20 protein-coding genes are annotated in these 20,079 nt (G+C 61.1%); 7 read left to right on the top strand and 13 right to left on the bottom strand.

Going from position 1 to position 20,079, the window contains the following annotated elements; translation table 11 throughout:
- Position 1: 1 nt before the first annotated feature.
- The 3 genes from CAK95_RS23310 to CAK95_RS23300 are packed head-to-tail and all read left to right on the top strand — an operon-like array spanning position 2 to position 2,108.
- Positions 2-487 carry a TMEM70/TMEM186/TMEM223 family protein gene (locus CAK95_RS23310; RefSeq protein WP_086090089.1) on the top strand — a complete coding sequence of 162 codons (486 nt, stop codon included), beginning with the start codon at positions 2-4 and terminating at the stop codon, positions 485-487.
- Between the two features lie 32 nt (positions 488-519).
- Positions 520-1,314 (top strand): TatD family hydrolase, encoded by a 795-nt coding sequence (locus CAK95_RS23305; protein ID WP_086091610.1) that lies wholly within the window; start codon positions 520-522, stop codon positions 1,312-1,314.
- On the top strand, positions 1,311-2,108 hold the full coding sequence (locus CAK95_RS23300) for an MBL fold metallo-hydrolase (protein WP_086090088.1): 798 nt from the start codon (positions 1,311-1,313) through the stop codon (positions 2,106-2,108). The genes CAK95_RS23305 and CAK95_RS23300 overlap by 4 nt, the downstream gene beginning before the upstream one ends.
- 247 nt (positions 2,109-2,355) lie before the next feature.
- On the opposite strand, the gene CAK95_RS23295 is transcribed toward CAK95_RS23300, so the two are convergent.
- Together CAK95_RS23295 and CAK95_RS23290 are read right to left on the bottom strand one after the other, a co-directional pair.
- Entirely contained in the window at positions 2,356-2,853 is a 498-nt protein-coding gene (locus tag CAK95_RS23295; RefSeq protein WP_086090087.1) for a hypothetical protein, read from the bottom strand.
- Positions 2,854-2,890: 37 nt separating this feature from the next.
- Complete coding sequence (locus CAK95_RS23290; RefSeq protein WP_157699713.1) at positions 2,891-4,033, bottom strand: DUF937 domain-containing protein; 1,143 nt, start codon at positions 4,031-4,033, stop codon at positions 2,891-2,893.
- A gap of 268 nt (positions 4,034-4,301) precedes the next feature.
- Between CAK95_RS23290 and mazG the strand changes: the two genes are divergently transcribed.
- A complete protein-coding gene (gene mazG / locus CAK95_RS23285) occupies positions 4,302-5,174 on the top strand; it encodes a nucleoside triphosphate pyrophosphohydrolase (protein ID WP_086091609.1) in 873 nt (290 codons plus the stop codon).
- On the opposite strand, the gene hflX is transcribed toward mazG, so the two are convergent.
- The 8 genes from hflX to dusB all read right to left on the bottom strand — a co-directional run bounded on the left by hflX (position 5,132) and on the right by dusB (position 15,293).
- Positions 5,132-6,499, bottom strand: coding sequence for a GTPase HflX (gene hflX / locus CAK95_RS23280; protein WP_086090085.1), 1,368 nt, complete (start codon positions 6,497-6,499; stop codon positions 5,132-5,134). The two genes, mazG and hflX, sit on opposite strands and share 43 nt — an antisense overlap.
- Positions 6,500-6,757, bottom strand: coding sequence for an RNA chaperone Hfq (hfq, locus tag CAK95_RS23275; protein ID WP_086091608.1), 258 nt, complete (start codon positions 6,755-6,757; stop codon positions 6,500-6,502).
- Positions 6,758-6,960: 203 nt separating this feature from the next.
- Positions 6,961-7,818 (bottom strand): D-amino-acid transaminase, encoded by an 858-nt coding sequence (locus tag CAK95_RS23270; RefSeq protein ID WP_086090084.1) that lies wholly within the window; start codon positions 7,816-7,818, stop codon positions 6,961-6,963.
- Between the two features lie 34 nt (positions 7,819-7,852).
- Entirely contained in the window at positions 7,853-9,223 is a 1,371-nt protein-coding gene (ntrX, locus tag CAK95_RS23265; RefSeq protein ID WP_086090083.1) for a nitrogen assimilation response regulator NtrX, read from the bottom strand.
- Positions 9,220-11,490 (bottom strand): sensor histidine kinase NtrY-like, encoded by a 2,271-nt coding sequence (locus CAK95_RS23260; RefSeq protein ID WP_086090082.1) that lies wholly within the window; start codon positions 11,488-11,490, stop codon positions 9,220-9,222. The genes ntrX and CAK95_RS23260 overlap by 4 nt, the downstream gene beginning before the upstream one ends.
- A 119-nt stretch (positions 11,491-11,609) precedes the next feature.
- Positions 11,610-13,049 carry a nitrogen regulation protein NR(I) gene (gene ntrC, locus CAK95_RS23255; RefSeq protein ID WP_086090081.1) on the bottom strand — a complete coding sequence of 480 codons (1,440 nt, stop codon included), beginning with the start codon at positions 13,047-13,049 and terminating at the stop codon, positions 11,610-11,612.
- Positions 13,050-13,083: 34 nt separating this feature from the next.
- Positions 13,084-14,241, bottom strand: a complete 1,158-nt coding sequence (locus CAK95_RS23250; RefSeq protein WP_245303502.1) for a two-component system sensor histidine kinase NtrB — start codon at positions 14,239-14,241, stop codon at positions 13,084-13,086.
- The gene (gene dusB / locus CAK95_RS23245; protein WP_086090079.1) at positions 14,238-15,293 is read right to left on the bottom strand and encodes a tRNA dihydrouridine synthase DusB; all 1,056 of its coding nucleotides are present in this window, start codon (positions 15,291-15,293) and stop codon (positions 14,238-14,240) included. Before dusB ends, CAK95_RS23250 begins: the two co-directional genes overlap by 4 nt.
- Positions 15,294-15,413: 120 nt before the next feature.
- Between dusB and CAK95_RS23240 the strand changes: the two genes are divergently transcribed.
- Positions 15,414-16,610, top strand: coding sequence for a bifunctional 2-C-methyl-D-erythritol 4-phosphate cytidylyltransferase/2-C-methyl-D-erythritol 2,4-cyclodiphosphate synthase (locus tag CAK95_RS23240; protein WP_245303501.1), 1,197 nt, complete (start codon positions 15,414-15,416; stop codon positions 16,608-16,610).
- Between the two features lie 6 nt (positions 16,611-16,616).
- Positions 16,617-17,138 (top strand): CinA family protein, encoded by a 522-nt coding sequence (locus CAK95_RS23235; protein ID WP_086090078.1) that lies wholly within the window; start codon positions 16,617-16,619, stop codon positions 17,136-17,138.
- A 3-nt stretch (positions 17,139-17,141) separates the two neighbouring features.
- Here the strand turns inward: CAK95_RS23235 and CAK95_RS23230 are convergent, their stop codons facing one another.
- The 3 genes from CAK95_RS23230 to CAK95_RS23220 all read right to left on the bottom strand — a co-directional run bounded on the left by CAK95_RS23230 (position 17,142) and on the right by CAK95_RS23220 (position 18,955).
- Positions 17,142-17,603: a type II toxin-antitoxin system RatA family toxin gene (locus tag CAK95_RS23230; RefSeq protein WP_086090077.1), complete on the bottom strand. Its 462-nt coding sequence runs from the start codon at positions 17,601-17,603 to the stop codon at positions 17,142-17,144.
- 13 nt (positions 17,604-17,616) lie between these two features.
- Entirely contained in the window at positions 17,617-18,573 is a 957-nt protein-coding gene (gene lipA, locus CAK95_RS23225) for a lipoyl synthase (protein ID WP_086090076.1), read from the bottom strand.
- A gap of 166 nt (positions 18,574-18,739) precedes the next feature.
- Positions 18,740-18,955 (bottom strand): dodecin, encoded by a 216-nt coding sequence (locus tag CAK95_RS23220; protein WP_086090075.1) that lies wholly within the window; start codon positions 18,953-18,955, stop codon positions 18,740-18,742.
- A gap of 527 nt (positions 18,956-19,482) precedes the next feature.
- Here CAK95_RS23220 and CAK95_RS23215 point away from each other — a divergent pair.
- The gene (locus tag CAK95_RS23215) at positions 19,483-20,022 is read left to right on the top strand and encodes a lysozyme inhibitor LprI family protein (protein ID WP_245303500.1); all 540 of its coding nucleotides are present in this window, start codon (positions 19,483-19,485) and stop codon (positions 20,020-20,022) included.
- Positions 20,023-20,079 lie beyond the last annotated feature (57 nt).

Below are 20,079 nucleotides of genomic sequence, written 5' to 3'. Positions count from 1 at the left end.
CATGACCGTGCTGTTTGAAAACGAGCGGCAGGCCGGAAAGACGCGCAAAGCCGTTGTGGCAGCGGTTGTCTGGGCTGTGGGCTGGTTCTATTGGGCGATGGTGATGGCGCATGTCTTCGGCGCGCTTCCGGGGAGTGAGGCTGTCGGCGCGTCCGGCTCACGGCCCGGTCTGGCTGCGCTGATGTTTCTTGTTGGCATCGCCCCGTTCGTCGGTTTGCTCTTCTATAGCCGCATCTATCTGATCCGCATCGAGCGTGCGCAGGATGTCGTGACGCTGACGACGCTTGGCGTGTTTTCACCGCGCGTCTATCAGGTCCCGCAATCGGCCATTGTTGCGACCAAGACGCAAACCGATGACAGAAACAATACGGGCGCCGGCAAACCGGTCTGGATCACCCTGCGCGTTGCCGGCCGACGGCTGCCATTCGTTGCCGATCTGCAGGCCGAGCGGGCCGACATGGCCGCCATCACGGCTTTGGCGGCTTGAAAATTAGCGCCTGGACAATGACATTGCAGAACATGATCGTCGACAGCCACTGCCACCTCGATTTTCCCGACTTTGCGAACGATCTCGACGGCATTGTCGATCGTGCGCGTGCGCAAGGCGTTGGCCGCATAGTCACGATCTCGACCCGTGCTCGCGAATTGCCGAAGCTGCTGGCGATCGCCGAGCGCTTCGATGCCGTGTTCTGCTCGGTCGGCACGCATCCGCACAACGCCCATGAGGAACTGGATATCGGCACCGTTGATCTCGTTGCGAAGACGGCGCATCCGAAGGTCGTCGCCATCGGCGAAGCCGGCCTCGACTATTTCTATGATACGAGCCCGCGCGATGCACAGGAGCAAGGCTTCCGTGCGCATATCGCCGCTGCCCGCGAAACCGGTCTGCCGCTGGTGATCCATGCGCGCAATGCCGATGACGATATGGCGCGGATCCTGGAGGAGGAAACGGGGAAGGGGGCCTTCCCTGCCGTGCTGCATTGCTTTACCGGCGGCCGCGATCTCGCGATGCGCGCGATTGCGCTTGGGCTCTCGATTTCCTTCACCGGTATCCTGACGTTCAAAACTTCGAATGCCTTGCGCGCGATCGCAGCGGAATTGCCAGCCGACCGCATTCTGGTCGAAACCGATTCGCCGTATCTGGCGCCGGGCAAATTCCGCGGCAAGCGCAACGAACCGTCTTATGTCGTCGAAACCGCCAAGGTGCTGGCCGAGACGCGCGGCGTATCGTTCGACGAGATCGCGAACCAGACGACCGAGAACTTCTTCCGGCTGTTCAGCAAGGTGCCACGCCAGCTTTCGGCGGCGGCATGACGGTACTGACGGTCACGATCCTGGGCTGCGGATCGTCCGGCGGCGTGCCGCGCCCGGCGCTTGGCTGGGGCGCCTGCGACCCCGACAATCCGAAGAACCGCCGGCGCCGTTGTTCGATCCTGGTCGAGCGCGAAGGCCCGAGCGGCAAGACAATGGTGCTGGTCGATACGTCGCCGGACCTGCGCGAGCAATTGCTGGATGCCAACGTCACGAAGCTCGACGGTGTTTTGTTCACGCACGAGCATGCCGACCATACGCATGGTATCGACGACCTGCGGCCGCTGTTTATCTTTCATCGCCGCAAGATCGACGTCTATCTGGATGAGCCGACCTCGCGCGCGATGCATGGCCGCTTCGGTTATTGCTTCATGACGCCGCCCGGCAGCGCTTATCCGCCGATCGTCAATGAGCATCGGATCGTTCCCGGCAAGCCTGTGACCGTCGACGGCGATGGCGGTCCGGTCACGGCGCTGCCGGTGCTGCTCGAGCATGGCGATATCCCGGCGCTGGGCTTCCGGTTCGGCAACATCGCGTATTCGGCGGACCTCAACAATATGTCCGACGAAGCCGCCGCGGCGCTGACCGGGCTCGATCTGTGGATCGTCGATGCACTCCGGCATCATCCGCATCCGAGCCATTTTTCGCTGGCGGAGGCCCTAGCTTGGATCGAGCGGCTGAGGCCGAAACGGGCTGTGCTGACCAACATGCATGTCGATCTGGATTACGCCGTGCTGCGCGCGAGCTTGCCGCCGCATGTCGAGCCGGCCTTCGATGGCATGCGGATTACGGTGTGAGGTTGATCAGATGGCGTGTCTGAAAGTTCTGGCATCATTTTGATTTTGCTGAATAAGGCCGGCATGCGGCTCGGGTGAAGGCTTGGGTCGAAGCGTCAGCTAGCAATAATCCCAGCCAAAATGCCCATCTAAATATGTTCCATAATATGTCTTATGCGAATCGGATATGCCCGTTCCGGCCGGGCTGCAGTACTCCGGCTGCAGATGTCGGTTTTCGACACCCGCAGCCTGTCCTCTGTCATCTCGATCAGGCCGCCAGCTTCAAGGCACTGGAGATCTCGGTGAGCGTCGCCTTCTCGGCGTCGCTGACCTGAACGCCGCTGCTGAAGAAACCGCCTTCGGACGCAGCTTCTGCCACGCCTTGGCTGATCTGCCGGAGCCAGGCTTTGAAGGCCGGAGCATCGGCCGGCGCCTTGGTGTCCAGCAATGTCGAGACCTGACTCAAGGTCTCGATGCAGCGCGCCTTGATTTCGCTCGGGCTGGCACCGGCCAGCTTGGCTTTGAGACCGTCGCGGGCGGCGCTGCGTCCTGTGGATGTACCGAAATCGTCGACCACGGCCTTGACCAGTGGATCGCTGTTGTTATCGAGCTTGACCTTTGCCAGCGCCTCGGCGCTGGCAAAGCTTTCCTTCAGCAAGCCCCAGAGGCCGCTGGGCTCGGCGGCTGTGACGGCCATGCCCGCCATCATCACGCTTTCCAGCAGCAGCGTCCATTCGTCAGACGTGAAATTCGTCTTGTCGACCATTCCTGACACTCCTCGCTATGCGTTGCTTGTGTCGCGTTCAGGCACGTGACATCGCGTTGAGTTTCGTTCGCATGGTCTCGATGAGCGGCTGCGCAATGCTGGCGACGCCCGGGATGGCAAGCACACGGTCGAAGAGCTGATTCAACGCCGGCATCGCACTCGAGAGTTCGGCTGCGACCAGCGATCGTGTCTGAGGCGAAAGCTGGTTTGTCGCTGCGCTGAGTTTGTCGAGGTCGGTGGTCATCTGCTGCAGTTTTGGCATAGCCGCCTGCGCGGAGGCCGGATCGGTGATGCCCTGCAGCGTGGTCCGCATGCCGTCGACGGAGCGGGTTAGTTGGCCCGTCAGTTCGGCTGCCGTCTGGCTTGGCGTTCCAGCGCCCATTGTCTCGGTTTTTGTCGCGGCCGGCCGGCTGGTTTGCTCTGCCACCTGGGTGTTGTCCCGGTTGGCCATGTACATCCAGCCGAGGCCCGTCAAAATAGCCAAGCCGGCCAGCCAGAACGGCCAGGTTGCCATCTGTTGTGATGTCGCGGCTGCCGCTTGTCTTGACGCAAGCATGGCGCTCTCGCCGATGTCGGCGGTGCGTCGTCCGGCGGCGGAAGCCGCTGCAGCGCCTTGCCGGATCGTCCCATCGAGCGCGCCCGCCAACCCGCTGTCGCGCAGATAGCTGGAAAGACCGGATGGCAATGCCGCAGCGATCTGATCTTTTTGGGATGCGAGAAGATTCACAACGCCTTTCGGATCAAGACCTGTCTTAGCCTGTTGCTGGCCGAGCGCCCCGATTGCGATGGGACCAAGCAATCCCAGCAGCGATTCACTTTTGCTGGCATTGATTCCAGCATGGCTGCCGATGGCGGATGTGAGTGCATTCAGGGGCCCGCTTCCCAGCAGTGAAGACAGCAAATTGGTGCCCTCTTCAGACCGCGCTGCTTGCGTCGGGCTGCCGATGGCGCCGAGGAAATTGTTCAGTCCGCCCGGCGTCACTTGTTCCAGCGCGCTGGATAATTGCTGTGCACCGCCTGGCTTGGACGCAAGGCCTGCCAAGCTTGCAAGAATGGCTGGAATTCCCGCGCTGGTCGCCTTTTGTGCGGTGTTGCGGTCAAGACCGATTGCCGCAGCAATCTTTGCGATCAGGTCCGGCGTTACGAATTGCATAACTGAAGAGATGAGATTGGTAGCCATGTTCCTTCCTCCAATTGCTGCTTGAAGCATGTAGATGGATCAGGAATTGCCAAGAAAACGGGTGTATAAGCGTGTGCTATTGCTGCAAAAACAGATCATTTTCGATGGCGAAATTGCGAATTCGGTGGCGCAATTGTGGTAAGGATGCCTTGTGACTATCCACAGCTAGGCACGGACGAAACGGCAAGGTTTTGGGCCATAATCCTTTTGGCCGGGATGATTGCCGTGTATGGACAAACTCAATCATTCAAATTGCAGTAAAGAGCCGTTGAAACCTTCACGCGACATTCACCGTCTTATCGAGATTATGGCCGCGCTTCGTACGCCTGTAACCGGCTGCCCCTGGGACCTGAAACAGACTTTCGCGACCATCGCGCCCTACACCATCGAGGAAGCGCACGAGGTCGCTGACGCGATCACACGCAACGATCTCGACGATCTGAAAGACGAACTGGGCGACCTGCTCCTTCAGGTCGTCTTTCACGCGCGCATGGCGCAGGAACAAGGCGTATTCGAATTTGGCGATGTCGTGCAGTCGATCACCGAAAAGCTGATCCGGCGGCATCCGCATGTTTTCGGCGATACGCGGCATCTGACGCCCGATGAAGTCAAAGGTCTGTGGGACAAGATCAAGGCCGAGGAAAAGGCTGCGCGACGGCAGCGGCGTGGTGGTGCTGATGAGGACGCGGGCGCCCTCGCCGGCATTCCGTCCGGTTTACCGGCGCTGACGCGTGCATTGAAGCTGCAGCAGAAGGCATCGAAAGTCGGCTTCGACTGGAATGATCCGCGTGCCGTGCTCGACAAGATCAAGGAAGAGACCGCGGAAATCGAACGCGCATTGGATGCAGCCGACAATGCGGCGGCGGCTGATGAAATCGGCGATCTGATGTTCGCGCTGGTCAATCTGGCACGCCATCTCGACATCGATGCCGATACGTCCTTGCGTGGCACTAATGCGAAGTTTGAACGCCGCTTCGCCGCGATCGAGGCCGCGCTGGCGCGGATCGGCAGGACGCCGTCAGAAGCGACTTTGGCCGAAATGGACGCGCTCTGGGACGAGGCCAAAAACGACGAAAGACCGGCCAGTGAAAACCGTCATCAGGAGGCGGATGCAACCTCGCTGAAACGTGCCCGCACCTGACCGGCCTTGGCCGGATCGGCCCGCACGCTGATCGCAATCTTGCCCTCGTCCAAAACGGATTTCCGGATCACTTCCGTATTGCGATGGAGCCATGACAGGCCGGCGCCATCCGACCCGTCGAGCAGGAGTTCGAGGACGATGCGCGTTTCGGATAACCGTTCTTCGATCGCCGCCAACAGCGTATCGATGCCCTCGCCGGTCAAGGCCGACACCAGCACCGGATGATGATCCGGCGCGATACGCGCCGCGGCATTCTCCAGGCCAGCGCGATCATCGGGGGCAAGCTGGTCGATCTTGTTCCAGACTTCAATCACGCGATCGCGCCGCTCATCGTCGATGCCGAGCGCTTTCAAGACGTCTTGCACATCCTGCATCTGGGCGTCGCTGTCTTCATGCGAAACGTCGCGCACATGCAGGATCACGTCGGCCTCGACGACTTCTTCGAGCGTCGCACGGAACGCAGCCACCAGCATGGTCGGCAGCTCGGAAATGAAGCCGACGGTATCGGACAAAATCACCTTGGCGCCATGCGGAAGTTCGATCGCGCGCAATGTCGGATCGAGCGTCGCAAACAGCATGTCGGCTTCGAGCACTTGCGCGCGCGTCATGCGGTTGAACAGCGTCGATTTGCCGGCGTTGGTGTAGCCCACCAACGCGACGATGGGATATGGCACGCGCCGCCGGCTCTCCCGATGCAGCTTGCGCCGTTTCTTGACCTTTTCCAATTCGGCTTCGATGCGCGCAATGCGCTCCTCGATCATGCGCCGGTCGGCTTCGATCTGCGTTTCGCCTGGGCCGCCGAGGAAGCCGAAACCGCCGCGTTGCCGTTCAAGATGCGTCCATGAGCGCACCAGCCGGCTCTTCTGATAGGTCAGATGCGCAAGCTCGACCTGCAGCACGCCCTCCTTCGTCTGGGCGCGCTTGCCGAAGATTTCCAGGATCAGGCCGGTGCGATCCAGCACCTTGGCCGACCACGCTTTCTCAAGGTTACGCTGCTGTACCGGCGACAATGCGCAATCCATGATGACGAGATCGACCTCGCGCGCCTTGATCAGGCCCGCAAGCTCGTCGACCTTGCCCTTGCCGATATAGGTCGCAGGCCGGATCTCGCTCAGCGAGACGATCCCGGTCTCAACCACATCGAGGTCGATGGCGAGCGCAAGGCCGGCAGCCTCCTCGATCCGCGCCTGGGGCGATCGCTCGGCGCGAAGCGCACGTGACGAATGACTGCGCAGATAGGGGCCGACCACCAGCGCACGCCCAGTGGTGCCCGAACGATCCGGGCTCAGGCGGTCGGAAGCTGAATCGCGTTTACGCGGCTGCAACTAGCCTTTTTCTCCTGCGCCCTCTTCCGCACCCTCGAAAAGCTGGACCGGATGGCCCGGCATGATGGTGGAGATGGCGTGTTTGTAGACAAGCTGCGAATGCCCATCCCGTCGCAGCAACACACAAAAGTTGTCGAACCATGTGACAACGCCCTGCAGCTTCACGCCGTTCACCAAAAATATCGTGAGCGGAATTTTGGCCTTGCGGACGTGGTTGAGGAAGGTGTCCTGGAGATTTTGAGTTCGTTCGGCTGCCATGGCCGTGCTTTCCATTTTCTTGCCCGCAGCTCCCGATGCCGCGAGACGTTTCTGCTAGATGATCAGTTTAGAGTGATTGCCAAGTATCATTGTCCCTCGTTCTTCTTACCCAACGAGGACTTGGGGCGATGCATTAGATGGCACGGCGGGATTCCGCGCAAGCCCAACTTGCACGCTGGTCAAAGCCTTAGCGCGGCGAATTGTCAGGATTCCTCCGCAAAGCGGTGGAAATCGCGGCGCAGGGCGGTCGCCAGCAGGCCGGGTGCACCATTACCGATCGGCCGGCCGTCGATCCTGACCACCGGCATCACGGCCTGGCTCGCCGAGGTGATGAACGCCTCCCGGGCGCCCTGAGCTTCCTCGACCGTGAAGGCCCTCTCCGTCAGTGTCAGGCCCTCCGATTTCAGAACCTCGAGCAGGACCGTGCGGGTGATGCCCTTCAGGATCGTCCGGTCGGCCTTCCGGGTCACCACCTCGTTGTCCCCCGTCACGATCCAGGCGTTCGAGGACGAGCCTTCGGTCACCGTACCGTCGGCAGCGACAAACCACGCTTCGCGAGCGCCCTGCTCTCGCGCCTGCTGTTTCGCCATGACGTTCGGCAGCAGTGCGATTGATTTGATGTCGACCCGGTCCCAGCGATTGTCCGGCAGTGTGATGACCGCGATGCCGTCTGCGGCGAGCCGCTCGGTCTTCTCCGGGTCGATACGGTTTGCTGTGACCACCAAGGCGGGTTTCGTCCCGGCCGGCGGGAAAGCATGGTCTCGTTTGGCGACACCGCGTGTGATTTGCAGATAGACGATACCGTCGCGGACACCGTTTCGCCGGACCACCTCGTGCAGCACGATGCTGAGCGCCGACAGTGGCATCGGCAGCGGAATTCGCAATTCACTTAAAGAACGCAACAGCCGTTCCATGTGGCGGCGTTCATCGATGAGGTGGCCACCCCTCACCTCGCAGACTTCGTAGACGCCGTCGGCGAACTGATAGCCGCGATCCTCGATATGAACCGCAGCTTCGCTCCGCGGCAGGTAGCGACCGTTGACATAGGCGATGCGTGACACGGGCGTTTCTCTTGAGTTGTTTTCCGTGCTGCGATCAGCCAATCCCCAGCGCCTTCAGCTTGCGATGCAGTGCCGAGCGCTCCATGCCCACGAATTCGGCGGTCCGTGAAATGTTGCCGCCGAAGCGGCTGATTTGCGCAACGAGGTATTCTCGCTCGAACATCTCGCGCGCCTCACGCAGCGGCAAGCTCATCAACTGCTCGCCGCCATTGCCGTTCGGCATCGACGGTACCATCGAGCCGACATCCTGCGGCAGCATGCTGGAATTGATCACCGCGTTCGGATCGCCGCCGGCGAGAATCATCAGGCGTTCGACGTTGTTGCGGAGCTGGCGCACGTTGCCGGGCCAGTCATGCGATTGTAATACCGCCATCGCGTCATCGCCCATCGTGCGTTTGGGCAAGCCGGTGGCGAGCGAAATCTGCTCCATGAAATAATCGACCAGCAGCGGGATATCCTCGCGCCGTTCGGCCAGCGGCGGCACGCGGATCGGCACGACCGACAGCCGATGGTAGAGATCCTCGCGGAAATTGCCCGCCGCGATCTCCGCTTCGAGATTGCGAGCGGTCGAAGAGATAACGCGGACATCCACGGTGACTTTGGAGGTGCCGCCGACCCGGTGGAAGGTCTGATCCACCAAGACACGCAGAATCTTGTTCTGGGTTTCTCTGGGCATGTCAGCGATTTCGTCGATGAACAGCGTGCCGCCATGCGCCTCCTCGAGCGCGCCGGCTTTGCGGCTTTGGCTGCCGTTACTCTGCTCGATGCCAAACAGCTCGATCTCCATCGATTCCGGTGTGATCGCGGCGGCGTTGATGACCACGAAAGGCCCATTGGCACGTGCAGAGAGATTATGCAGCGTGCGCGCGCATAATTCCTTGCCGGAACCGGAGGTGCCGATGATCATGATGCGGCTGTTGGTGGGCGCCACCTTCTCGATCGTTTGCCGGAGCTGATTGATCGCCGGCGATTTACCGACCAGCGCCGATGGCTGAGGCGAAATCGCCTTCAGTTCCTTGACCTCACGCTTGAGCCGCGAGTTTTCCAGCGCGCGGTCAGCAACAAGGATGAGCCGGTCGGCTTTGAATGGCTTCTCGATGAAATCGTAGGCGCCCTGCTTGATCGCCGCTACGGCGGTTTCGATGTTACCGTGGCCCGAAATCATGACAACCGGGAGATCGGGAAATTCCTGCTTGGCGGCATCGAGCAATTGCAGCCCGTCAAGCTTGGAGCCCTGCAGCCAGATATCCAGAAAGACAAGATTCGGCCGCCGCGCCTTGATCGCGTTGAGCGCGCCATCGGCGTCGCGTGCCGTGCGCGTCGTGTATCCTTCATCCTGCAGGATGCCGGCAACGAGCTCGCAAATATCAGGTTCATCATCGACAATAAGAATCTCAGCCGTCATGTCGCCACACTGCTTGTACGCTTTGTTTTGCTGTCTTCATTCGAACTGGTGCCGCTTGCTTGCGGCGGATTGACGGCAAAACGCAGACGTATCCACGCGCCATGTCGTCCCGGCTCTTTCTCGGCTGCATCGTGCAATTCGATGCCACCGCCATGGTCTTCGAGAATCTTGCCGACGATCGCAAGGCCAAGCCCCGTGCCCTTCTCGCGCGTCGTCACGTAGGGTTCGAGCAGACGCGAGCGATGCTCCTTGGGCAGGCCAATGCCATTGTCGATGACGTCGATATTGACGAGATCGCCGACACGCGTGGCCGTTACCTCGATGCGGCCTTTCGGCGATCCTTCCGGCAACACGCCGATCGCCTCGGTCCCGTTTTTGATGATGTTGGTGAGCGCCTGCGACACCAGCCGGCGATCGAAGCGCGCCGGCATCGGATCTTCGACCATCGACAATTCGATATCGATATCGGGGTGCCCGACACGCATCAGAAACACAGCCTGCCGGACTGTATCGGCAACATCCTCGCGCTCCATGACCGGCTTCGGCATTCGTGCGAAGCGCGAGAACTCATCGACCATGCGGCGGATGTCGTCCACCTGCCGCACGATCGTATCTGTGCATTGCTCGAAGATAGCGCGATCTTCGGTGATCACTTTTCCGTATTTACGGCGCAGGCGCTCGGCCGAAAGCTGGATCGGTGTCAGCGGATTTTTGATCTCATGCGCGATGCGGCGCGCGACATCGGCCCAAGCCGAGGTGCGTTGTGCGGAAACCAGTTCGGTGATGTCGTCGAGCGTCACCACATAGCCGTGTTCGGCTTCAGCCGTTTGCTCGCTCGCTACCCGCACCGACAGATTGCGTTCGCGACCCTTGCGGCTCAGCGTCACCTGCCCTTGCGTCAGCCTCTGGCCGTTGTCGATGGCCTGCCGAACGAGTTCGGCAAGTTCGGGAGCAACCGCCAGCAATGGTTTGCCCATGACGTCACTGCCGGGTGAGGCGATCAATTGTTCAGCCGAACGGTTGAGGATGCTGATCCGGCCGTCGTGATCAACGCCGATGATACCGGCACTGGCGCCGGCCAGCACCGCTTCGCTGAAGCGGCGGCGGCTGTCGATCAGATCGCGGGCATTGACGAGGTCGTCGCGTTGCGTGCGCAGATCGTGCGTCATCCGGTTGAAAGTTTCGCCAAGCTGGCCGAGGTCGCCCTCGGACCGATGCACTGGCACCTGCACATGCAGATTACCTGTCGCGACCACATTGGCCGCACCAATCAGGCGGCGGATCGGCGCGACCAGCCGGTTGGCGAAATTCAGTCCGATCAGCACGGCAGACAGCATCACGATCAGCGCGATAACGGTGTACATCAGTCCGAAGGCCACGGTGACGCCGAGCCGGCGTGCCTCCATCAGGGCATAGTCACTGACGCTGGCGCGTGTTTCCCGCAGTTGCGATACCACCCGCGGATCGAGCAGCCGAGCGACATAGAGATACATCGAGTCGTAGCCGCGCAGCTTGATCACGCTGGCAACGTAGTTCGTGTCGGGAAGCAACGCGATCTGCGGCTCGGTCTCGCTGAGCGTTTTCAGAGCTTCCTTGTTCGGAATCGCAAAGTCCTGCGTCACCCGCAGATTGGTGCGCTCGATCACTTCGAGTTCGCCGTTCAGAATAACAGCGATCGGCAGGCCGCGGATTGTTGCCTGAGCCGTCAGGAATTGCTGAAAGCGCTCGCGGTCGGAATCAAACAATGGCTTGGCGCGTGCAACGTCCTGCGCCATGGCGAGAATGTCGCCCTGAATCATCTGCGCGTGCTCGCGCAGATACGCTTCGGAGACCAGCAGTGAATTTTCGATGATTGCTTTCGTTCGGACCGAGAAGAAACGGTCGAGGCCGCGGTCGAGCGTGATCGTCGCGACAACAGCAACGAGGATGGTCGGGACCGCAGCGATGATGGCGAACAGGCCGACGATGCGGACATGCAGCCGGGCGGCCGCCCGCCCTCTCCGCCGGGCCTGTACGATTTGATAGGCTTCCTGCGCGATAACGGCGATCAGAATGAGCGCCGCAATGGCATTGATGCCAAGCAGGCTGACGACGACGTTATGCGTCGGTGGAAGCGGCGTAAGTCCGGACAGGACCAGGAATGTTGCCAATGCGGACAACAGCGCTGCGCCAACGGCGGTCGAACTGATCCACCGGAAGGACAAGCGGCGGCCCATCGGCATACCTGCCGACCTGTCGAGCGGCAACGATTGGTCAGCGCTGGCCATCGGCCCCCCGGTGCGAACTGGCGATCGGTCGGCTGACCGGATTCGTTGATGTATTTATACAACATTGTTGCGAAATTGCGACAATTCCGCGGCAGCCGACGGGGAAATAACCGAGAGGATCAGGTCGTGGTGCGGATGACTTGAATATCGAGATCCCGGATCTTCTTGCGGAGCGTGTTGCGGTTGACGCCGAGAAGGTCGGCAGCGCGGATCTGATTACCACGCGTGGCGGTCAGTGCCGCAGTCAGCAGCGGATGCTCCACTTCCCGCAAGATGCGGTGATAAAGGCCTGGCGGTGGCAGGCCATCCGGGAAGCCAGCGAAATACCGGGCCAGGTTGCGCTCGACCGCAGCCGACAGGTTGTCGGGTGCGGTGGTGTCGATCTCCGGCGTGACAGCCGGCTGGGTTAGCTCGGCTTCAATGACCGGAAGCGTGATCACCTCGTGCGGATACAGCGCGGCAAGACGGCGGGCGAGGTTTTCGATCTCACGTACGTTGCCCGGCCAAGGATACTTTTTCAGACGCTCCAGCGCAGCCGGATCGATCTGTTTGCGCGGCAGACCTTCGCGCTCCGCCAGCATGAAGAAATGCCGGATCAGATCGGGCACGTCTTCGGCGCGTTCGCGCAGCGGCGGCAGCCGCAGCGGCACGACATTGAGGCGGAAGAACAGATCCTCGCGGAACAGGCCCTGCTGGATGAGGATCCGCAAATCCTTGTTGGTGGCTGCGACGATGCGAACATCCGTCTTGATCGGCGTGCGGCCGCCGACGGTCGTATATTCGCCCTGCTGCAACACGCGCAGAAGCCGCGTCTGCGCCTCCATCGGCATGTCGCCGATTTCATCCAGGAATAACGTGCCGCCCTCGGCCTGCTCGAAACGGCCGGTGCTGCGTGTATTGGCGCCCGTGAAAGCGCCCTTCTCATGCCCGAACAATTCGGACTCGATCAGGTCGCGTGGAATCGCCGCCATGTTGATGGCGACGAATGGACCGCCGCGGCGCTTGCCGTAATCGTGCAATGCGCGGGCGACGAGCTCCTTGCCCGTGCCGGACTCGCCGGTGATCATGACCGTTAGATCGGTCTGCATCAGCCGCGCGAGCAGCCGATAGATTTCCTGCATCGCCGCCGATCGGCCAACAAGCGGAATCTGATCCACTTCCTCCGGGCGCGCCGCGTTCCGCGGCTTGTCCTTGGGTTCCGACAGCGCCCGGCCGACGATGCCGATCAATTCCTTCAGATCGAACGGTTTCGGCAGATATTCGTAGGCCCCGCGTTCCGACGCCCGGATCGCTGTCATGAACGTATTCTGCGCGCTCATGACGATAATGGGCAGCTCCGGCCGCAGCTTTTTCATCCGTGGGATGAGTTCGAATGCGTTTTCGTCGGGCATCACGACGTCGGTGATCACAAGATCACCCTCGCCCTGACTGACCCAGCGCCAAAGTGTTGCGGCATTGCTTGTCGAGCGCACTTCGTAGCCGGCGCGCGACAGCGCCTGGTTGAGCACGGTTCGAATCGCGGCGTCGTCGTCAGCGACGAGAATGTTTCCGGCGGGCATGGGCATCGTCAGCCTTTATACCGTTGGCTTTCGCTCATATTGTTTGGGCTTCCATCGCGGTTTCCCTTGCCCCTGTCCGGGCCTGAGCACCGTTTCCCGCATACATCGGCAAGAGAATCCGAAAAACGGTATGCCGGGTCTGGGATTCGCATTCGATAATGCCACCGTGGTCGCCAATGATCTTGGCAACCAATGCAAGTCCGAGGCCAGATCCGGAGGCCTTGGTCGTGACAAATGGATCGAACAAATGCGGCAGCAGATCGGTCGGAACGCCTGGGCCGTTATCCTTGATGCAGAATTCCATCGGCAGCGATACGCGTGAGCGGCTGCCCGGCAGGGTCAGGCGGACACCGGGCCGGAAGGCCGTGGTCATCTGGATCTCGCCGTCGATGGCATTTTCTCCGATCGCCTCTGCGGCATTTTTCACAAGATTGAGAAACACCTGCACAAGCTGATCGCGGTTGGCGAGCACCGGCGGCAAGGATGGATCGTATTCCTCGAGGAACCGGATATGCCGGGCGAAGCCCGATTGGGCCAGACGCTTCACGTGTTCGAGCACGGCGTGAATGTTGACCGGTTCCCGCTCGATCGGCCGCTCGTCGGCGAAGACTTCCATCCGGTCAACCAGTTTCACGATCCGGTCAGCTTCGTCGCAGATCAGGCGCGTCAGGCTGCGATCGTCATCTGAGGCCGATTGTTCGAGGAGCTGGGCTGCGCCGCGGATACCGGACAGCGGGTTTTTGATCTCATGGGCCAGCATCGCCGCAAGCGCGCTGACCGAGCGGGCCGCACCCCGATGGGTCAACTGACGGTCCATCTTGTCGGCGATCGTCCGCTCCTGAAGCATCACGACCACATGGCCGGCGCGTTCATTCAGCGGCGCCACATAGAGGTCCACAATGTGTTCACCGGGATTGCGCGGTGTCGAAAGGTCGACGCGATATTCGTTCACAGCGCCGCCATGCTCGCGCACCTGATCGACCAGCGACAGCAGCGGGCTGCCGAACGGAATCAACTCACGCAGCGAATGCCGTTTCAGCACCGGCACAGAGACCTCGAAGAACGCTTCGGCGGCGACATTGGCATCGACGATCTTGCCATCAGACGCCACCACCACGACCGGAAGAGGCAGTGCGTTGACGACGGCATCCGGCGATCCCGATGTATTCCGGATGGCGGATTCGAGTTTCATGCCGCATCCCTCCATGAATCTGTGGGCCGCCCCGCCATTGTTTCAAAGACGTCGAAAACATCTTGCAAGAGCCGCAGCGTTTCTTTCGGTGTCTCGGCTGTCAGCACCCGCGTGCGCCCCGCCTTGATCTGCTCGGCAGTTGCGCCGGCATTATCGCCGCCGACATCGATGGCTGCGGCGAGATGTTTGCGGGCGTGACGGCGGCCGATTTCGGTGCCGTGATGTTCGACCATGTCTTGGTAGAGTTTTGCGGCGATGTCCCGCTGCTGTTGCAGTGGCGGATCGCCTTCCCTGGCGCTGCCGGCAAGCTGCCGTGCGATCGCGCCGGGAAGCCAAGGGCGGCCGAGCGCCGCGCGCCCCACCATCACAAGATCGGCGCCCGATTGAGCGAGCGCGACGCGTGCGTCGTCGACGCTTGTGATGTCGCCATTGATGACGACCGGGATCGACACCGCTTGTTTGACCGCGTTCACCGCAGCCCAGTCGGCATGGCCTTTGTAGAATTGATTGCGCGTGCGGCCATGGACGGTGACGAGTTTGATTCCGGCTTGCTCGGCGCGGCGCGCCAGTTCGGGCGCATTGATGCAATCGCGATCCCAGCCAAGCCGCATCTTCAAGGTCACCGGCACCGACACGGCTCCGACCGTGGCTTCGATCAAGGTCAAGGCGTGATCGAGATCGCGCATCAGCGCGGAGCCCGATTGTCCGTTGATCACGTGCTTGGCCGGGCAACCCATGTTGATGTCGATGATGTCTGCTCCCGACGCTTCAGCCATCCGTGCCCCCTCGGCCATCCAGTGCGCTTCGCAGCCGGCCAACTGGAGTGCGTGGATGGCGACGCCTTTGCCATCGGCGCGCAAAACGGCATCCCGCCGGCCCTCGGCAAGCTTTGACGTTGCCACCATCTCGGATACGACAAGTCCCGCGCCCAGCGTTTCCGCCAGCCGCCTGAAAGGAGCATCGGTGACTCCCGACATCGGAGCCAGGACCACTCCGTTCGGAAGGACCTTACTGCCGACACTGATCGTCGTGCCGTTCGCAATGTTACTCATAATGGCACGTTCTGCATAAAAAATAGGCCAATCATGTGGTGCATAGAGTTTAGCCAAATCCGACCTTTACACAAGTGTTGCAGTGCAAAAAGAACTACTTTCTATGCATAGATCCCGAGCATGGTTTCGAAACGCGGTGCGGCGATGTCTCTGAATTGTGTGGCCTTGGTGGTCGCGGCCGGTCGTGGAAGCCGCAGCGGAGAAGGAATCCCGAAGCAATACAGGCTGTTAGCCGGGCAATCGGCGCTCCGGCGGAGCCTCGAACTGCTATCCGGCATTCCTGAGCTGAAGGCCATTCAGGTCGTGATCCACCCAGACGACCTGGAGTTCTATCGGGATGCCGCAGCCGGTTTTGACCTCCCGGCGCCGGTATTCGGTGGCGCCACCCGCCAGGAATCCGTGCTGGCCGGGCTGATGGCGCTGGAAGCGGCAGACCCGGATTACGTGCTGATCCATGATGCAGCGCGTGCTTTTGCGACGCCAGCACTGATCCGCCGTGCCATAGAAGCGGGCAGAGACACCGGAGCGGCCCTCCCTGCCCTGCCGGTGGTCGACACCATCAAAGCGGTCGACACTGCGGGCGCGATTGTTCGGACAGTCGATCGCAACGAGCTGCGGGCGGTGCAGACGCCGCAGGCCTTCGCATTCAAGACATTGCTCGACGTGCATCGGCGCGCGCAGCGCGATGGCCGGAACGACTTCTCCGACGATGGCGCACTGGCGGAATGGGCCGGATTGACGGTTTCGACGTTCCCCGGTGAAGCGACGAATATCAAACTCACCACCCCTGACGATTTTAAACGAGCGGAAGCCATGCTGCGTGACAATCTTTCTGACATTCGAACCGGCATGGGCTTTGACGTGCATGCATTCGGCCCCGGCGATCATGTGACGCTGGGTGGCGTGCGTATTCCGCACGATCAGGGTCTGACGGGCCATTCCGATGCGGACGTCGTCCTGCATGCTTTGGTCGATGCCATTCTCGGCGCGCTGGCCGATGGCGATATCGGTGCGCATTTTCCGCCGAGCGATCCGCAATGGCGCGGCGCCTCATCCGACCGCTTCCTCAAATTCGCTGTCGAGCGTCTCAAGGCGCGTGGCGGCATCATCGCCAATCTCGACATCACCGTGGTCAGCGAGGCACCGAAGATCGGACCCAATCGCGACGCGATGCGCGCGCGCATTGCCGAGATCGCCGGGATCACGCCGGACCGCGTCGGCGTGAAAGCCACCACCAACGAAGGCATGGGCTTTATCGGACGTCGCGAGGGCATCGTCGCCTACGCGATGGCAACCATCCGCCTGCCGGCGAGTTAAGCGCCCATGCTGGATGACGACATCGTTGAAGCCGCCAAGCGCCTGCTCGATATCTGCAAGCGCAAGAATCTCATTCTGGCGACGGCAGAGTCATGCACGGCCGGTCTCGTCGCTGGGACGCTCGCCGATGTGCCCGGCATCTCCAGCATGCTGGACCGCGGCTTCATCACCTATTCCAACCAAGCCAAGCAGGACATGCTCGGCGTGTCGGCGACGACCCTGGACAAGCATGGAGCCGTCAGCCGTGAGACCGCAGAAGAAATGGCGTGCGGCGCCCTCGCCCATGCACCGGTCGATCTTGCTGTATCGGTGACGGGTGTTGCCGGGCCGGACGGTGGTTCGGAAGAAAAGCCGGTCGGCCTCGTCCATTTTGCCGTAGCGTCGCGGTCGGGACGACTCGTGCATGCCGAGAAACGGTTCGGCAATATCGGCCGGCCCGAGATCCGCAAACAATCGGTTTTACAGGCGTTCCGGATGCTGCATGATCTCGCGGAAGGCGAAGCGGCGCAGCCGCCGCGGGGCGCGTAAGCGTCAGGCGGTCTTTCGGCCGTAAACCACATCGGCCCGCTTCTCGAACGCGGCCGAGAAACGGCGGAAAGCTGTATCGAACATCGTCCCCATCAGCATGCCGAGCATGCGGCTGCGAAACTCATACGAGATGAAGAACTTCACGTCGCACAGCCAGTCCTGCACCGGGTGAAACTCCCAGCGGTTTTCCATGCGGCTGAACGGACCATCGAGATATTCGACGAGGATCTGAAGATTCGCACGGTCGAGCGTGACGCGGCTGCGGAACGTTTCGCGGATCAGTTTGTACGCTACCGTCATGTCGGCGACGATGGTGATGACACCTTCCGGTGTTTCCTTTCGGCTTCTGACCTTCAGCGCGTTACAGAGCGGCACGAATTGCGGATAGCTTTCGACATCCGCGACCAGATCGAACATGTCGGAGGCATTGTGGCGCACACGCCGGGTGGTGGAGAATTCGGGCATCGCTCGCCCGCACTCAGGTGCTTGATTGCGCGTCGCGCGCCGCCTTCATGCGCGCGAAATCCTCTCCCGCATGGTGCGACGAGCGCGTCAGCGGTGATGACGACACCATGAGGAAGCCTTTCGCATAGGCGACCGCTTCGTAGGACTTGAACTCATCCGGCGTGACGAAACGCGCGACCGGATGATGCTTGCGCGACGGCTGCAGATATTGCCCGATGGTGATGAAATCGACCTCCGCAGTGCGCAGATCGTCCATCAATTGCAGCACCTCGTTCCGCTCCTCGCCGAGGCCGACCATGATGCCGGATTTGGTGAACATGGTCGGATCGAGCTCCTTCACCTGCTGCAACAGCCGGATTGAATGGAAGTAGCGCGCGCCCGGTCGCACGGTGAGATATTTCGACGGCACGGTTTCGAGATTGTGGTTGAACACGTCGGGCTTTGCCGCGACCACATGTTCCAGTGCGCCGGGCTTGCGCAGGAAATCCGGCGTCAGGATCTCGATGGTGGTCGTTGGGCATTGCGCGCGGGTGGCGCGGATGGTGCGGGCGAAATGGTCGGCGCCGCCATCAGCGAGATCATCGCGATCGACCGAGGTGATCACCACATGCGACAGGCCGAGCTTCGCGACGGCGCTGGCGACATGCTCCGGCTCGTCCGCATCGAGTGCGCCGGGCAGTCCCGTCTTGACGTTGCAGAAGGCACAGGCGCGCGTGCAGGTGTCGCCCATGATCATGAAGGTGGCGTGCTTCTTCTCCCAGCACTCGCCGATATTCGGGCAGCCGGCCTCCTCGCAGACCGTGACCAGTTTGTTTTCCCGCACGATCGCCTGCGTGGCGTTATAGCCCCGCGACACCGGGGCCTTGACCCGGATCCAGTCCGGCTTGCGCAGCAGCGGGCTGTCGGGCCGGCCGGCCTTTTCCGGGTGCCGCGGCCTTGGCCGGGAAATGGTATCGATGATGACGGTCACGGGTGCCCCAAACGGGATGCTGCATCAAGCACTTAAGGTCGTTACTTACGGATTCTGCAGGGCAACCGCAAGGCGGCGAAAACACGCCAGATTGGAATCCTTCGCCGCAGCGCGCGTGATCGAAATATCACATCGCGACGGGGCGTAGCCGGAGGCTTGCCGCGTTCTATCCGGCATCTTCCATGGTGAAACCCACTTTCAGCCTGACCTGATAGTGAGCCACCTTGCCGTTCTCGATATGGCCCCGTGTCTCCACCACCTCGAACCAGCGCAGATGACGGAGCGTGCCGTGAGCGCGTGCGATTGCGGCATTGATGGCATCCTCGATGCTGCTGTCCGACGAGCCCACCAGTTCGACCACCTTGTAGATATGATCCTGCATGATGTTCCTCCGCGTCTTGGCATTCCGCCTGGGCAATCGCTTTCAGTCAACGCTGCGCCGGCCCTGTTGTTTTAAGACGCGGGCCACGTCTTTTCCCATTTTCCTTCCCTGCCGAAGCAGGAATGGAGCGCCGGGAGGCGCCAAGGGCTTGCGAGGCCCTTTAACGGACCTTGCGAGGGTCCGTCCGCGCGCCGCAAGTCTGCTCTCGTCAGCAAACCTCACCCGGGCGGGGTTGCGAGACCCGCCCGCGAGGCGCGCGCCCCTTCTGGCGCGAAGGGGCTGCGCCTCCCGGCGCTCCATCGGCGCAAACGTTCATGAGACGGCTGCGCTTTATGAGAGGAGATATAATCCAGTTTTGGCGTGCGGGGATAAGTTTGGGTGGAGTTTGCGCCGCGGCGGCATCCGATAATGAGCAGTTAGGGGAAATCTATAGTTGCGCACTTCACATCTATTCGCCGGAGCAGATAGCGCTAGTTCGCTAACACCTAGATAGCAATTTGCACCAAGAATCATTGAATGAGATACTTGTGATCGCACTACATACCGACCTGCAATTGGGTAGATACACTGTGACAAGATTTCTATTGGCTACCAGCCTTGCTATCGCGCTGAGCGCGAGCGCAAACGCTGCTTCGCAAAATAAAGGCGGCAAGCCACAGAGTACTGCGCCCGCCGATGTCGCCGCGATCAACACGTGCCTCACGGCCGCTGAGAAATCGGGCGGGTTTGGCGCTGAGTGCGTGGGGCTTGTCGCCCACCCTTGCATAAAGGAGGCGGCTGGGAAGAACGACGACGTAGCCCGGAAGAATGCCTGTGCGGAGCGCGAACTCGCCATCTGGACCGTGAAGATGCGCGAGGCGTTGAAGAATGTGCAGTCCGGCGGCTTCAAAGACATCATCGAAGCGTCGCAGAAAACTTTCGCCGCGTCGCGCGATCGCTTCTGTGCGGTATTCGACAAAATCGAGCCCGGTATATACCCTGCTGGTGCGAGCTACTGCCGCCTGCGGGAGACCGCGAACCGCACGCTGAGCCTGATCATGCTCGGCGTTGCTGTCAACGAGCACTGAGACTTCTTAGCTGATGTGAATTTTCCTGATCGCACGCGTAGTGACGTGTCGCAGTTG

Source organism: Pseudorhodoplanes sinuspersici, from assembly GCF_002119765.1.
In the GTDB taxonomy this organism is placed as follows: domain Bacteria; phylum Pseudomonadota; class Alphaproteobacteria; order Rhizobiales; family Xanthobacteraceae; genus Pseudorhodoplanes; species Pseudorhodoplanes sinuspersici.
Note: the sequence above shows the minus strand (reverse complement) of the source record. Positions and strands in the feature narration are given on the sequence as shown.

Excerpts from the sequence above, each read along its gene's own strand:
- CAK95_RS23310 (WP_086090089.1), top strand. The coding sequence starts at position 2 with ATGACCGTGCTGTTTGAAAACGAGCGGCAGGCCGGAAAGACGCGCAAA.
- CAK95_RS23305 (WP_086091610.1), top strand. The coding sequence starts at position 520 with ATGATCGTCGACAGCCACTGCCACCTCGATTTTCCCGACTTTGCGAAC.
- CAK95_RS23300 (WP_086090088.1), top strand. The coding sequence starts at position 1,311 with ATGACGGTACTGACGGTCACGATCCTGGGCTGCGGATCGTCCGGCGGC.
- CAK95_RS23295 (WP_086090087.1), bottom strand. The coding sequence starts at position 2,853 with ATGGTCGACAAGACGAATTTCACGTCTGACGAATGGACGCTGCTGCTG.
- CAK95_RS23290 (WP_157699713.1), bottom strand. The coding sequence starts at position 4,033 with ATGGCTACCAATCTCATCTCTTCAGTTATGCAATTCGTAACGCCGGAC.
- hfq (WP_086091608.1), bottom strand. The coding sequence starts at position 6,757 with ATGGCAGCCGAACGAACTCAAAATCTCCAGGACACCTTCCTCAACCAC.
- ntrX (WP_086090083.1), bottom strand. The coding sequence starts at position 9,223 with ATGACGGCTGAGATTCTTATTGTCGATGATGAACCTGATATTTGCGAG.
- CAK95_RS23260 (WP_086090082.1), bottom strand. The coding sequence starts at position 11,490 with ATGGCCAGCGCTGACCAATCGTTGCCGCTCGACAGGTCGGCAGGTATG.
- ntrC (WP_086090081.1), bottom strand. The coding sequence starts at position 13,049 with ATGCCCGCCGGAAACATTCTCGTCGCTGACGACGACGCCGCGATTCGA.
- CAK95_RS23250 (WP_245303502.1), bottom strand. The coding sequence starts at position 14,241 with ATGAAACTCGAATCCGCCATCCGGAATACATCGGGATCGCCGGATGCC.
- dusB (WP_086090079.1), bottom strand. The coding sequence starts at position 15,293 with ATGAGTAACATTGCGAACGGCACGACGATCAGTGTCGGCAGTAAGGTC.
- CAK95_RS23240 (WP_245303501.1), top strand. The coding sequence starts at position 15,414 with ATGGTTTCGAAACGCGGTGCGGCGATGTCTCTGAATTGTGTGGCCTTG.
- CAK95_RS23235 (WP_086090078.1), top strand. The coding sequence starts at position 16,617 with ATGCTGGATGACGACATCGTTGAAGCCGCCAAGCGCCTGCTCGATATC.
- CAK95_RS23230 (WP_086090077.1), bottom strand. The coding sequence starts at position 17,603 with ATGCCCGAATTCTCCACCACCCGGCGTGTGCGCCACAATGCCTCCGAC.
- CAK95_RS23220 (WP_086090075.1), bottom strand. The coding sequence starts at position 18,955 with ATGCAGGATCATATCTACAAGGTGGTCGAACTGGTGGGCTCGTCGGAC.